At 44.5% G+C, this 13,760-nt stretch carries 10 protein-coding genes and 1 pseudogene; 9 read left to right on the top strand and 2 right to left on the bottom strand.

Annotated features, from left to right (window positions below):
• The first annotated feature begins 2 nt into the window (after window positions 1-2).
• Entirely contained in the window at window positions 3-260 is a 258-nt protein-coding gene (locus ACTNB3_RS00480; RefSeq protein WP_441018968.1) for a hypothetical protein, read from the top strand.
• A gap of 93 nt (window positions 261-353) precedes the next feature.
• Here the strand turns inward: ACTNB3_RS00480 and ACTNB3_RS00475 are convergent, their stop codons facing one another.
• Window positions 354-1,574, bottom strand: a complete 1,221-nt coding sequence (locus tag ACTNB3_RS00475; protein WP_441018970.1) for a 6-phosphofructokinase — start codon at window positions 1,572-1,574, stop codon at window positions 354-356.
• A gap of 145 nt (window positions 1,575-1,719) precedes the next feature.
• On the opposite strand from ACTNB3_RS00475, the gene ACTNB3_RS00470 reads away from it, so the two are divergent.
• The 8 genes and pseudogenes from ACTNB3_RS00470 to ACTNB3_RS00435 all read left to right on the top strand — a co-directional run bounded on the left by ACTNB3_RS00470 (window position 1,720) and on the right by ACTNB3_RS00435 (window position 12,803).
• Entirely contained in the window at window positions 1,720-2,736 is a 1,017-nt protein-coding gene (locus tag ACTNB3_RS00470) for a glycosyltransferase family 2 protein (protein WP_427818957.1), read from the top strand.
• Window positions 2,737-2,920: 184 nt separating this feature from the next.
• Window positions 2,921-3,220: pseudogene (locus ACTNB3_RS00465) on the top strand (polyphosphate kinase 1); the annotation flags it as partial.
• 7 nt (window positions 3,221-3,227) lie between these two features.
• Window positions 3,228-3,602: a substrate-binding domain-containing protein gene (locus ACTNB3_RS00460; RefSeq protein ID WP_427808154.1), complete on the top strand. Its 375-nt coding sequence runs from the start codon at window positions 3,228-3,230 to the stop codon at window positions 3,600-3,602.
• 96 nt (window positions 3,603-3,698) lie between these two features.
• Window positions 3,699-4,613 (top strand): magnesium transporter CorA family protein, encoded by a 915-nt coding sequence (locus ACTNB3_RS00455; protein ID WP_441024054.1) that lies wholly within the window; start codon window positions 3,699-3,701, stop codon window positions 4,611-4,613.
• Between the two features lie 119 nt (window positions 4,614-4,732).
• On the top strand, window positions 4,733-6,223 hold the full coding sequence (locus ACTNB3_RS00450; RefSeq protein ID WP_427818960.1) for a TIGR02677 family protein: 1,491 nt from the start codon (window positions 4,733-4,735) through the stop codon (window positions 6,221-6,223).
• On the top strand, window positions 6,220-7,365 hold the full coding sequence (locus ACTNB3_RS00445) for a TIGR02678 family protein (protein ID WP_441018976.1): 1,146 nt from the start codon (window positions 6,220-6,222) through the stop codon (window positions 7,363-7,365). Before ACTNB3_RS00450 ends, ACTNB3_RS00445 begins: the two co-directional genes overlap by 4 nt.
• A complete protein-coding gene (locus ACTNB3_RS00440; protein WP_441024052.1) occupies window positions 7,355-11,452 on the top strand; it encodes a TIGR02680 family protein in 4,098 nt (1,365 codons plus the stop codon). Before ACTNB3_RS00445 ends, ACTNB3_RS00440 begins: the two co-directional genes overlap by 11 nt.
• Window positions 11,409-12,803: a TIGR02679 domain-containing protein gene (locus ACTNB3_RS00435; protein WP_441024050.1), complete on the top strand. Its 1,395-nt coding sequence runs from the start codon at window positions 11,409-11,411 to the stop codon at window positions 12,801-12,803. Before ACTNB3_RS00440 ends, ACTNB3_RS00435 begins: the two co-directional genes overlap by 44 nt.
• On the opposite strand, the gene ACTNB3_RS00430 is transcribed toward ACTNB3_RS00435, so the two are convergent.
• Window positions 12,755-13,657, bottom strand: coding sequence for an AraC family transcriptional regulator (locus ACTNB3_RS00430; protein ID WP_427808140.1), 903 nt, complete (start codon window positions 13,655-13,657; stop codon window positions 12,755-12,757). The two genes, ACTNB3_RS00435 and ACTNB3_RS00430, sit on opposite strands and share 49 nt — an antisense overlap.
• Between the last annotated feature and the right edge of the window lie 103 nt (window positions 13,658-13,760).

Below are 13,760 nucleotides of genomic sequence, written 5' to 3'. Positions count from 1 at the left end.
GAATGAAGATTATTATGTTTGGAACGAATGCGTGTAAAGATTGCCTGGAAGCAGTAAAGGCGCTGGATGAAAGAAATGCGGATTATATGTATCTGGAATTTTCCGAGAGCACGGCGAATCTGAAACGTTTTCTGAAATTGCGGGATACAGAGCCTTTGTTTGAGGAGGTTAAGAAAAAAGGTGCGATTGGAGTGCCCTGTTTCAAGCTGGAGGATGGAACCCTGACGCTTGATCTGCAGGAGGTATTGGATAAGCTGTAGATTGAAACGGAAAATCAGAGAAATAGATCAGGATGCAGTGAACCATTGGAACGCTGCATCCTTTACTATACTGTAAATGATTGAGTTTCTTAATTAACGTCGGTAAGCAAAATATGGAAGTCCATCTTTCATCGGAACTTCTACATTACCCTGAACGAGTGGTCTTGCGTAAGCAATGAATTCGCCTCCGATATCGGAGCCGTTTTCGGTGATCCATTTCTGCGGAACCGGTTTTTCCATGTTGCAGATGATGTTGACATCTGCGGTGCCGAATTCCAGTTCATACGGCTCAGAGCTCTTGCGGATAAAGGTAATCATCTTTCCGGTCTCGCCGTCGATTGCCGCTTTCACTGCAAATCTGCCGGATTCAACAGCTTCATTTAAATCGGTAGCAGACAGGCAGGATGAAGAGCATCTCTGACAAACGTTCAATTCAACGGAACGAACTTTTACGCCAAGTTTTTCTTTTACCAGATTCTCAAGATATTTTCCGGAACCGGTCAGCATCTTATGTCCGAAATTATCTACGCCTACATCGCTTGCAAGTTCGCAGACGAAGGTGCCGTTTCCATCGTTGATTCCTTCGGAAATGCAGACAACCAGGTTGGAGGTGGTCTGAAGTTTTTCTTTTACTTTTTCGATAAATGCATCGGTGTCAAATGCAACTTCCGGAAGATAGATGAGTACCGGATTATCCCCTTCGAATTTGCGGGCAAGTACGCTTGCAGCGGTGAGCCAGCCTGCGTGGCGCCCCATGATTTCAACAATTGTAACAGACTGTTTATTATCGTATACAGAGGCATCGATGGCGATTTCACGTACGGTGGAAGCTACGTATTTCGCCGCGCTTCCGAAGCCCGGAGTGTGATCTGTCTCGACAAGGTCGTTGTCGATCGTTTTCGGCACACCGATGATGCGGATCTTATTTCCTACAGAAGCCGCATAGCGGGAAAGTTTGCTGACGGTGTCCATGGAATCATTGCCTCCGATATAGAAGAAATAGCCTATTTCAAATTCTTCAAATTTCTTAAATAATTCAGGATACACCGGATCTGACAGATCTTCCGGGAGTTTGTAGCGGCAGGAACCGAGGAAGGACCCGGGTGTCGTTCGGATTCTTTCCAGTTCTCCATTTTCTGCGAGAGGTGCCATCTCCATCGTACGTCCCGCCAGAAAACCTTCGATTCCGTTCACCATACCGATGACTTTGCCGATTGCAGGATTGGCAAGTCCTTCAGAAACCACGCCGTAAAGACTTCCGTTGATAACGGCGGTAGGTCCGCCTGACTGTCCGACCAATAAATTGTTGCTCATAACATATTCCTCCTTTAATACGTTTTCGTATCTTATTTAACTATATCTGATAATTATTAATTTTACAATATTTCTTGGAAAAGATGATAAAATGAGCTATACTAAGTCGGAAGAGGTTAAAAAGAAATCAAGAGGAGAAAACAAGATGAAGTACATTTCTTTTGCAATTCCGTGTTACAATTCCGCAGCGTATATGGAGCGCGCAGTGGAATCAATCCTGAAGGGTGGGGAAGATGTAGAGATTATTATTGTAAATGATGGATCGAAGGATGCAACTTCGGAGATTGCGCATAGATATGAAGAGCAGTATCCGGGAATCATCAAGGCAGTCGATAAAGAAAACGGCGGGCACGGTGACGCAGTGAATTTCGGTCTTGCGAATGCCAGCGGAAAATATTTTAAAGTCGTGGACAGCGATGACTGGGTAGATGAAGAGGCACTTAAGAAAATTCTGAAAGTACTTAAGGATTTTGAAGCGGATGAGCAGCAGGTAGATATGCTGATTTCCAATTATGTATATGAAAAGGAAGGAATGACACATAAGAAAGTCATTGAATACAAGAATGTACTTCCTGAGAATCAGATTTTTGGGTGGGATGATATTAAGCGTTTTCATCTGGGACAGTACATATTGATGCATTCTGTGATCTATAGAACGGATTTCCTGAAGCTCTGTCAGCTTGAACTGCCGAAACATACATTTTATGTGGATAACATTTATGTATATTATCCGCTCCCGCATGTGCGCAAGATTTATTATCTGGACGTGGACTTTTACCGCTATTATATCGGAAGAGAAGACCAGTCTGTAAATGAAAAAGTGATGATCAGCCGGGTGGATCAGCAGATCTTTGTTACAAAGAGAATGATCGACATGTATGAAATGCGGATGGTAACGAATAAAAAGCTTCGTCAGTACATGACGAATTATCTGGCAATCATGATGACAGTGTCCTCTATTCTTCTGATTCGCTCAAAATCAAAGGAAAATCTGGAGAAAAAGCATGAGCTTTGGCAGTATTTAAAGAAGAGAGATTATAAAACTTACTGGAAGATTCGGTATGGTATTCTTGGACAGACGATGAATCTTCCGGGAAGATCAGGAAGAAAGATTTCTTCTCTGGCATATATTGTGGCGAGAAGGATTGTTGGATTTAATTAAATACTGGAACTGAATTTGAAGAAGACAAATGGGGTATCTTGTATCAGATTGATACAAGGTATCCTTTTTATTATCATGAGGAAATCTTACTTAAAATTTACATAGATATTGCTCGCTTTTGACAATAAAATACTATAATTTCCCAGATTATGAAGATTGCATGATTTGGAAAGGAACTATTCAGATGAAAAAAGCAGAAAAAACAAAAGGAAAGACAACGAGCATCCCATACATGATGAACAGGGAATTATCATGGCTGAAATTCAATGAGAGAGTATTAAATGAAGCAGGAAACCCGAGAGTACCTTTGGCAGAAAGACTGACATTCATGTCTATTTATCAGTCAAATTTGGATGAATTCTACAGAGTAAGAGTCGGTACACTGATGGACCAGATGGAATCAGCGGAAGTGGTTCGTGAAAATAAGACCAATATGACCAGTGAAGAGCAAGTGAAAGCAATTTTGAAGGCTACCAGAGAACTATGCACAGGTGGCAAAGAGCAGTTCTTTTCTGTCTAATAAGGCCACCGGTGAGATTACAATAGAGGGATCGACTTCAGTTGCGCCGCTTATGGAACAGCTGGCAGAGGCTTATGAACAAATCAATACAAATGCTAAGATTACTGTGACTGCAACAGACTCTTCAAAGGGACTAACGAAAGCAATGTCAGGAGAATGTGATTTCGGTATGTCTTCCAGAAATCTGAAAGACTATGAGAAAGAATTGTTGGACTATGAAACTATAGCAAGAGATAATATTGTTGTTATTGTAGAAGAAAATAATCCTCTGGATGATATTACATTAGAAGCGTTAAAGCTCATTTATACAGGAGAGTTGAGAAATTGGAATGATCTGAACCAATAGAAAATATGGGGAAGGCGGCAGAGTTACTGGGAGCCAGATTCAGACTTACGACAAACGGAAGTAAAGTATTATAAACAGGAATCTTCAGGTGGAAAAATGTTGGATGATCAGATTTTACAAACAGAACAAAATAATGAGACTGTGAAAACTGAAAAGAGTATAGGGTTTGAACCGATCATTACAGATTCACATCGTGCGGCAAGAGTCCTTGAAGAAAATGGGATTGTATATGAAGGGGACATTGAGCTCGGTAATATCGGATTTTGTAAGATCGAAGCACAGCAGGGCTGCCTGACAGGTTCCTTTTGTATCCCGAAGCTTCTCGATGTACAGGGAAGCCGTTATCGAATTCTGTTTTTTATTACAAGTGATAAGGTAGTTCTGGTTGATGATGATGGATTTTCAAAAAGGCTTGTCTCTAGAATCAAGCGAAGAAAGAGTACCAGATATAAGACGAAAGAAATATTTTTGTTTAATTTCATCGCAGAGTTTATGAACCGCGATCTGGAATATCTGGTACAGTTCGAGAAAAAACTGATGGAATTAGAAGAAGCGGTTCATCGTGATCATACTGAAAATTTTCAATCCAGCATTGCAACAATTCGCCGCGAACTCCTGATCCTGCGGGGATACTATGATGAAATCATGGACGTAGGGAAGGCCTTGGAAGAGAACGAAAATCATTATTTTGCCAAAAAGCACTTAAAGTATTTTGGGACGATTTCTGACCGGGCAGAGCGGCTGATGAATAAAACATCCCATCTTCTGGAGTATGCCGGGCAGGTGAATGATGCTTATCAGGCTAAAGTGGATGCAAAACAGAACAGTAATATGCAGTTTTTGACGATCGTATCTACAGTTTTTTTCCCGCTGACATTGATTACCGGGTGGTATGGAATGAACTTTCAAAACATGCCGGAACTGGAGAGTGGCTATCCCGGGGTGATTCTTTTGAGCGTTATCGTGGTGGTCGCCTGTATTATCGTTTTTAAAATCAAGAAGATTTTTTAGGAATAGAAATAGAATATTGCTATCTTATCACAAGTATTCGAAAAATGGAAACCTAAAAACCTTGCATTCTCCTGCCGCATAAGCTATACTGCGATTAGTAATGCGGAGGACAGGAAATCATGCATGTAACTGAAAAATTAACAAGGCCACTTACGGAGGCGAAGTACTTAAATGCGGATAATGTTGACCGATACCGGAGCATTATGCGCATTTTTTATGAGAATTATGAAAAACTGAAATACTGGATGTATCAGGAGGATGTTTATGCTCAGATGATACAGGATCCATATTTTGCTGAATACCGAATGGAGCAATGCCAGCAGGATCTGGCTGCGCTGGTGGAATGGAAGAATCTGACTACGATTCAGGATACCAGAAAGGTTTCTTCCATTGAAGAGTTCAAGAATAAGAAATTCCGTTATCAGATGTCGGAGTATAGTGTGGAAATTGAACGTCTGGTGCTCAGGCTGGAGAATCTATTCATCGAAGGAGCGTCTCTGGAACCGACTCTTCTGGAGCGGATCCGGCGCAGTGTTGCGAGATTCCCGGAAATGGGCGGGGCGGATTTGAATACAGTTTATACATGGTGGCAGGATTTGAACAATGATTTTATCCGGCTGAACCAGAATTACCAGGACTACATTCGCGATTTGAACAGTGTGAAAGCAGAAGAAATGATGCGGACGAAGGAATTCCTGGTATTTAAGGATAAACTGGTGGAGTATCTGAGAAATTTCATCAAGGGATTGCAGAGAAATGTGGGCGTAATCGAAGAGAATCTGCGGATGTTGGATCCGGAACTGCTTCATCAAGTGCTGGACAAGGTGAACCAGTATGAATTGTCGATTCCGAGGATAGATGTGGAAGTATCTCCGGAGCTCATTGAAGAGAAGACGAAAGGGCGCTATCAGAGCATCCGTAACTGGTTTGTGGCGGAGAATGGGCAGGAAAATGAAGCCGGGAAATTGTTTGATGCAACGAATGAGATTATCCGCAGGATTACACGGTATGCGGCGCAGCTGAGCGAGAAAAATGCACTGGGAGCGAACCGCAGGGAAGAATACCGAAAGGTGGCGGAACTGTTCCTGAAGTGTGAAGATGTACAGGAAGCACACAAAATGTCGGCAATGGTTTTCGGACTGGAGAAACCATTTCATTTAAAAGGGGACAGCCCGAGAGAGACGGACAGTATGAACAAAGGTGTATATGAGGAGCCGGCATTGGAGCTGTTGCTGAAACCCAGAGTGAGAACATACCGTGAGAAAACGAGGAGAAGTTCTATCAGAGACAGCCGAAGGGAAAAGGAAGAGACCAGAAAGCAGATGCTGGAGCAGCTTCGGGAGGACAGGAGGAAGATTGAAATGCTGGAGCGGGATGGGCGGATCGATTTCGCATCCCTTCCGGTTATTGAGCCGAGAGTGCGGGAAATCCTGCTGAAATGGCTGTCGGATGCGCTGGAGGATGCAGATTATACGGCACGGACGGATGACGGAAGACTGTATGTACTGGATACAAGAGAGGCAAAAGAGAGCTGTGTGGTGCATTGTGAGGACGGAAACTTTACGATGCCGAAGCTTGCGATCGTATTTCAAGAGGAAACGGGAGAATGAAAGAGTTAGAGGCATTACTGGAAAAGCGCTGGATTCTGAAAACGGAGGATAAAGAACTGTATTATAAAGTCAGAGATTCGATTGGTGAAATCCGGCGTTTTGCAACAGATAAGATGGGATGTCAAGTCATAGAAAATTCACTTCTTGTAAAAATGGAGAAGATTCCGGCGATACCGGAAAGTTTTATGGGAATCGAAGAATTTACATCAAGAGAGGAATATGCATTTCTTTGTATTTTGCTGATGTTTCTGGAGGATAAGGATGCGGAGGAGCAGTTCATCCTCTCGCAGCTTACAGAGTATGTTTCCGCCAATATGCCGGGACAGCCGGTGGACTGGACCTTATATACCAGCCGGAGGAGAATGGTGAAGGTGCTTCGGTATGCAGTGGCACAGGGGATTGTGAAGGTGACGGATGGAAGCGACGATGTGTTCATGGACGAAGAGTCCGGGGAAGTGTTGTATGAAAATACAGGAGCATCCAGATATTTTATGAGAAATTTTTCAAGGGATATCATGGAATATACAAGACCCGAGGACTTCCGCGAGAGTGACTGGTTTGAAATGAATGAAGACCGTGGAATCGCAAGAAGACACCGCGTTTACAAACGGCTGCTGTTTTCGGTGGGGATGTATCGGAACGCCGGAGCAGAGGAAGATTTTGAGTATTTAAAATACTACGGACGCAGACTTGCGGAGGATCTGGAACAGAATTTTGACTGTCAGGTACACATTCACAAGGGAAGTGCATTTCTCTTGGCGGGGGAAGACTGCCATATTGGAACGACATTTCCGGGAAATAATGCGCTGTCGGATATTCTGCTTCTGTGCTGTGCAAAAATTCGCGAAAAAGTAGAGAGCGGAGTATGGAAAACCGGGAATGATGATACCATTCGTGTTGAAAAGATCGAGTTTGAGCAGATGCTAAGAGAAGTAAAGGCAGAGTCGGGCTTGGGATTCACAAAGAATTACCGGGAGATGCCGGAAGGGGAGTTTGTGCGTGAGATCACGGAGAATCTGGAGCGGTGGACCTTTATCAAATGTGAGGAGAAGGAGCATCAGGTGATCATATATCCGTCGGCGGGAAAGATGACGGGATGTTATCCGGACGATTATGCGGGAGGAAATACGAATGAACAGTAGATGGCAGGCAAATAAAATCGGTCTTATTAATTTCTGGTATTATGATGAGCAGGAGTTCCCTTTCGTAAAAGGAAGAATGCTGCTGCGTGGATCGAACGGTTCGGGAAAATCTGTCACTATGCAGAGTGTGGTTCCCCTCCTTCTGGATGGAAATATGAGCCCGGAGCGACTGGATCCCTTTGGTTCCCGGGACAGAAAGATGAGCAGTTATCTCCTGGAGGAGGACGATGGAAGGGACGAACGCACGGGATATCTGTATCTGGAATTCAGACGGAAGGAAAGTGATACCTATCTTACCATTGGGATGGGAATCCGTGCAAGGCGAGGAAAACCGCTGGATAAATGGTATTTTGGCCTGACTGACGGGAGAAGAATCGGGAAGGATTTTTTCCTATATAAAGAGACAGATGAGAAGGTGACACTCTCCCGTAAAGAGCTGGAAAACCGCATTCAGGGCGGCGGTCAGGTGTTTGACCGCCAGATGGAATACATGGAATTTGTAAACCGTCAGGTGTTCGGCTTTGAGACGGTGGAAGAGTATAAAGAAATGATCGATCTTTTGATCCAGCTTCGTACACCGAAGTTGTCCAAGGATTTTAAGCCTTCTGTCATCAATGATATTCTGAGTGATTCGCTGCAGCCACTGTCGGATGAGGATCTTCGTCCTATGTCTGAGGCGATTGAAAATATGGATACCATGAACCTGAATCTGAAAGCCAGACAGGAGGGCAAGCAGGCGGCAGAGAAGATCAACCGGGTACTGGATAAATATAACCGGCTTGCTTTGTATGAAAAAGCAGATAATTATGAAGAAAATCAGAAGAAGCTGGCATCACTGGAAAAGGAAGAGAATGACAGAAAACGGCAGGCTCGTGAGTGCGAAATTCGTGTGCAGGAACTGGAAAAGATCAGAATGGAGCTGGATGCCGGGAAGGCTGCCATGGAGAAGGAAAAGGATTCTCTTAGTAAAAGTGATGCGGTAGGGCTGAAACAGAAAGAAACAGAACTTGCAGACCGGATTGCGGAAAAAGAAAAGACGAAAAGAGAGAAAGAGAAGCAGCTTGCAGACAAAGAAGAGCAGTATGTCGAATTCGAGAACAGACAGAAGGCGGAGCAGGACAGGGTATGGCAGAAGGAGCAGGAACTGAACACACTTCTGGAGGAAATGCAGGAAGAGGCCGACGAGATGGCGTTTCAGGAGCATGCATTCATGAACATGGAACTGAAAGAAAACTTCCGAACGGCATATGCATTTGACACACATGAAAAGCAGTTTTTGCAGACACAGAAGCATATTTCAGAAGGACTCAATGTTCTTCGCGAAGTAGATGCACAGCAGAGGCAGGTGGAAGAGTTACTTCAGAAACGGGAGAAGCATCAGAGGGAGACGGATGCGGCGTGTCGGAAGGTGAGTGAGCTGGAAGCCGTGTTTGTGCAGGTGCAGAACGAATGGAAGGAAGCACTTTATAGCTGGAACGGGCGCAATCAGGAGCTTGTTCTGTCCGGCGAGATGCTGAAACAACTGGCGCAGTTCGCAGAGACCTATGATGAGAAGGCTGATTTCAGCAGTGTCCGCCAGATGGTGGCAGATGTAAAGATTGCGAAGAAATCAGAACTGGATGCGATTCTTTGGAAGAACCGGACGAGAGCGAAGGAGCTTCAGGCAGAGTACGAGGAACGAAAAACACAGCTCCATGAGTGGGAAAACCATAAAGAGCCGGAGCCGGAGCGGAGTGAGGCGGTCTTAAAAAACAGAAAACGCCTGCAGGAAATGCAGATCCCATATCAGGAATTTTACAAGGTCATTGAATTCGGAACAGCGCTTGACAAAGCATCCTGTGACCGACTGGAAGAAGCTTTGTACTATATGGGTATTCTGGATGCGCTTGTAATCGAAGAACAGTACAAAGAAAAGGTATTGTCCATGGAACGTGGCTGCTGCGATAAATACTTGTTTGTCCAGAAGCAGCGGGTAGAAAAAAGTATTCTGGATGTGTTGGAACTGAATGATTCGGTAAATGATATCTTCTTTAATCAACGGATTACCAGCATCCTTGGAAATATTGCCTATGACGGGGAGGGAATCACATCTATTTCATCACAGGGAACTTACCAGATCGGTGTTCTGACAGGAACCGTGACTGGAGAATATGAAGCCGGATTTCTCGGAACCAGAGCGAGAGAGCAGAATCGTCAGGCGAAGATCGCAGCATGTATTGCGGCGATGGAACTGTTGGAAAAGGAGCTTGCGGAACTTCAAAAAGAAGCAGAAGAGCTGCAGGAACGCATTGATCTCCTTACTAAAGAATACGAAGCATTTCCGGGGGATGTGGATCTTAAGGAGGCGTACCGGATGATGGCGGATGCCGCAAGGTATGCAGACCGAATGAAGGAAGAAGGACTTCTCATGGAAGAAAAGCTTCGTGAAATGACGGAGATCTTAAGAGAGAAAAAGAAGGAAGCTTTACAGATTGCGGAAAAGCTGTATCTGACCTGCAGCTACGAGGTGTTCCTGAGAGCGGATGAGGCGGCCCGCGGATACGGACAGCATTTCTATCAGTTGAAATCCGGTCATGAACTGTTTGTACAGATGGTGTCTCACTTGCGTGAACTTGGTGAACGTATGGAAGATCTGGATGCAGATATGGATCAGATTCGGTATGATGCCGGAAATACAGAAAAAGCGCTGCATGCAGATCGTGCAGAATATGCTTCTGTGCAGGAGCAGCTGAAGCTGACGGATTATGAAGAGATCAAAGAACGGCTGGATGCCTGTGTGAAATGGCTGAATGAGTATCCGAAGAAACTGCAGGACTGTGTGGAGGAGAAAACCCAGAAAAGTGAACAGGCAAAGAATCTGAAAGAACAGATGGAGGCAGGAGCCGATAATATAAAAGAGAGAAGAAGAAGGGGAGAGTATCTGCGGAAATGTTATGAAGCAGAACTGGCTCTTGCCTATGTGGCGATTCCGGAAGAACTGGCTCAGGAGGTGAGTAAGGTGCGAGGATATCTTGCCACAGACTGCCGTGAACTTCAGAAAGAGAAGATTATTCGGGATCTGAACGAAGTATATTTTGCAAACAAGGGATTCCTGAATGATTACCAGCTCATGCAGACGGAACTGTTCGGTGAACTGGATGAATTTGCCGAGAAGGGAGACCCGGCGGCGAAACGTATGGACATTCTGGCAAGATATCAGGGAGTAAAGATTCCGTTTTCTAAGTTACTTGACCATCTGGAAGAAGAGATTGCAGAGCTTGTGGAACTGATCAAAGACGGAGACAGGGAGCTGTTCGAGGATATTCTGGCAAATACAGTGAGCCGGAAAATCCGTGGAAAAATCAACAGTTCCAATGCGTGGGTCGATAAGATGAACGCACTGATGGGAGCCATGAACACCTCAAGCGGTCTGAAACTGAGCCTGCGCTGGCGAAGCAAAACGGCGGAGACAGAGGATCAGCTCGATACGAAAGAACTGGTGGAACTTCTGAAAAAAGACTATCGTCTGATGCGGGAGGATGAGGCGGCCAAGCTGTCACTCCACTTCCGTTCCAAGGTGGAAGAGGCGAGACGGCACGCAAAGGACAGTGAAGGCATGGTCTCTTTCTATCAGGTGATGAAGGAAACACTGGATTACCGGAAATGGTTCGAATTCCAGCTCTTTTCACAGAAGAGCGGAGAGCGGCAGAAGGAACTGACGAACAGTGTCTTCGGAACCTTCAGCGGAGGTGAGAAAGCAATGTCCATGTATGTACCGCTGTTCTCGGCGGTCGTGGCAAAATACCAGGGAGGACGGTCGGATGCTCCGCGGCTGATTTCTCTGGACGAAGCATTTGCCGGTGTGGACAATAAGAATATTCGGGATATGTTCCGGCTGATGACGGAATTCCAGTTTGATTTTATCATTAATTCACAGGTGCTCTGGGGGGATTGTGATACGCTTGATGCGCTGGCAATTTACCAGCTCCTCAGACCGGAAAATGCAAAATTTGTGACCGTAATGCCTTATCTGTGGAACGGTAAGGCGAAGGAGATGGTGGACGATGAAGAAAAGATGGAACAACGGGCTCTCCAGTTCGCTGACTAGAGAATGTGCAGACTATTTCCGGGAGAGGCCGGTATTTGACCGGCTTCTGCGTGGATTCCGGGAAAAATATATGTCCTATGGATCCTTCTCCGGTACGGTAACTGTGCGTAATTTATCCGAAGAGGACATAGAGGATCTGGAAGGATTTTTTCAGAAAAATTTCCATGGACAAAAAAGTGTGTCTATTTCTGCGGCCAGGTTTGAAAAGGCACTGAAGAACAGCAGATTTGACGGCTGCCAGCCAAAGGAGATTCTGGAACAATATTTTGGGGAAGAAATGGCGGGGAAGAAAGAGCTGCAAAAGGAAGAGGAACAGAAGTGGTTTCTGGAACTGGAGCATGCGAAAAGATCGTGTATCGGAACTTTGGCGCAGCAGTGGGTGGATGAACTGATTCAGAAGAAAAGTGAGACATCACTTTATCTGGCAAAGCGTTACCGAGAATCCGGTAAAAACATAGAAGAAGTAAGGGCACTGCTGCATTTGGGAATCCGGATCCTCAATGCATTTCCCTATCATCAGGAGAGAACGGAATATCTGGCCGTATTTGCCACGATGATGACCGGAAATCCGCATGCATTTGATGACGGCATGAAGGACGGGCTGTTTTTGCGTCTGCTTGCAGAGTGGGATACGGCTCACAGAGGGCTGGACATCGATAAAACAGAACTGTTTCCGGCATTACAAAAGCAGAGAATTTATCTGGCGGTTGGGATACTTAGAGACGATGTCTCTAATTATGTGATGCTATCGGGAGTCCGGGCATGGAACCGGAATGGAGAAGTGCATGCGGGAATGGAAGGATTCCGGAAAGAGGGAGACCCTGTGCAGGTGCCACTTACGGTGCTTGCCGGATGGAATCAGGTTGAATGTCCGGATCGGGAAATCTACATCGTGGAAAATCCGTCCGTATATGCCATGCTCTGCGGAACATGGAGAGGGCGAAAAGCATGTATGTGCATGAACGGGCAGCCCAGACTCAGCGCAGTGATGATGCTGGACCTGCTTGAAAAGGCGGGGATTAAGGTGTACTACGCGGGAGACTTTGATCCGGAAGGATTGCTGATTGCCCAGAAAATCCGACGCTATTATAAGGGAGAGATGGAGTACTGGCATATGTCGGCTAAAGACTATGAGAAAAGCCGATCCAGGGAGAATATTTCCGTAAGAAGGCTGAAGATGCTGGATAGGATTGAAGATACGGAACTCGTGGAACTTGCGGAGGCGATTCGTAAGGAAGGTGTAGCGGGATATCAGGAATCAATTTGGGAAGTGTATCTGGATGGAGTTGATCCTTGTGAAGCTTACAGAAAATGCTTCTGCTCCCGGTACTCGGTTGGAGTAAAATTGTAGCGTTTTTTGAATATTTTGCAAAAGTATTCCACGTTATGAAATCCAGTCTCAGAAGAAATGAGGTGGATTTTCTTTTCGGTTTTTGAAAGTAACTGACTGGCCTGCTTTAAACGATAGTTAATCAGATAGTTTACAGGTGTAATATGTAAATACTTTCGAAACAGATTTAAAGCAGTGCTCTTGCTGACCATCGCTTCTCTTGCTATGTCATCTAATGAGATGTTTTGTGAATAATTCAGGTGGATAAACTGCATCATGAGCTGTAACCGGGCCTGAGAAGAAGAGGAATGATCCTTATGTTCTTCCGGGGAGGGGATGTCTGCATTTTCAAATATTTCCTGCCAGAGATTCTGAAGGAGGGAGACGGTGATGAGTTCTTTGGATGCAGCCGAATCCTGGGCAGAAATAATTTGTTGCATGACGGTTAAAGCCCTGGCCTGCCAGCATACTTCTTTATGAAATATCAGAAATGACAAGGAAGAAGAAATAACGGGCAGAATATATTTCTGATAAATAAAGCTGTCGCATGCGGCAATAAAAGAAGGCATAAATACGAAATTGGGAATGAGAGCTTTTGATGGAGAATAAAGGCGATGGAGTACTTTTGTATTAATGAAGATTCCATCTCCTTCGCTTAATTTAAACTGGTCTTCTCCAATCCAGAAAGTAACAGTCCCGGATTCAATATAAATAAACTCTAATTCTGTATGCCAGTGCCATTCAATACAGTTGAAATCAAAAACTGACAAATCCTCATAATAAAACTGGAAAGGATAGCTGCTGTTGCCGTGCTGAACGGTCTCCATCAGATTTTCATCTGTAAGGATTTTAGTATAATTCGTATTTATATTCATTGTACGCTCCTTTTTTGAAATGCATTTTGCGATATTATACAATAAATATCAGAAATAAATCAATGAAAATCAAATAATTATGTTATATAATTCAATGCGAATA

The sequence above is a fragment of the Bariatricus sp. HCP28S3_D3 genome (assembly GCF_052065755.1).
In the GTDB taxonomy this organism is placed as follows: Bacteria; Bacillota; Clostridia; order Lachnospirales; family Lachnospiraceae; genus Allocoprococcus.
Note: the sequence above shows the minus strand (reverse complement) of the source record. Positions and strands in the feature narration are given on the sequence as shown.

Bases quoted from the DNA above. Each gene is read 5' to 3' on its own strand.
- ACTNB3_RS00480 (WP_441018968.1), top strand. From the start codon at position 3: ATGAAGATTATTATGTTTGGAACGAATGCGTGTAAAGATTGCCTGGAA.
- ACTNB3_RS00475 (WP_441018970.1), bottom strand. From the start codon at position 1,574: ATGAGCAACAATTTATTGGTCGGACAGTCAGGCGGACCTACCGCCGTT.
- ACTNB3_RS00470 (WP_427818957.1), top strand. From the start codon at position 1,720: ATGAAGTACATTTCTTTTGCAATTCCGTGTTACAATTCCGCAGCGTAT.
- ACTNB3_RS00455 (WP_441024054.1), top strand. From the start codon at position 3,699: ATGTTGGATGATCAGATTTTACAAACAGAACAAAATAATGAGACTGTG.
- ACTNB3_RS00450 (WP_427818960.1), top strand. From the start codon at position 4,733: ATGCATGTAACTGAAAAATTAACAAGGCCACTTACGGAGGCGAAGTAC.
- ACTNB3_RS00445 (WP_441018976.1), top strand. From the start codon at position 6,220: ATGAAAGAGTTAGAGGCATTACTGGAAAAGCGCTGGATTCTGAAAACG.
- ACTNB3_RS00440 (WP_441024052.1), top strand. From the start codon at position 7,355: ATGAACAGTAGATGGCAGGCAAATAAAATCGGTCTTATTAATTTCTGG.
- ACTNB3_RS00435 (WP_441024050.1), top strand. From the start codon at position 11,409: ATGAAGAAAAGATGGAACAACGGGCTCTCCAGTTCGCTGACTAGAGAA.
- ACTNB3_RS00430 (WP_427808140.1), bottom strand. From the start codon at position 13,657: ATGAATATAAATACGAATTATACTAAAATCCTTACAGATGAAAATCTG.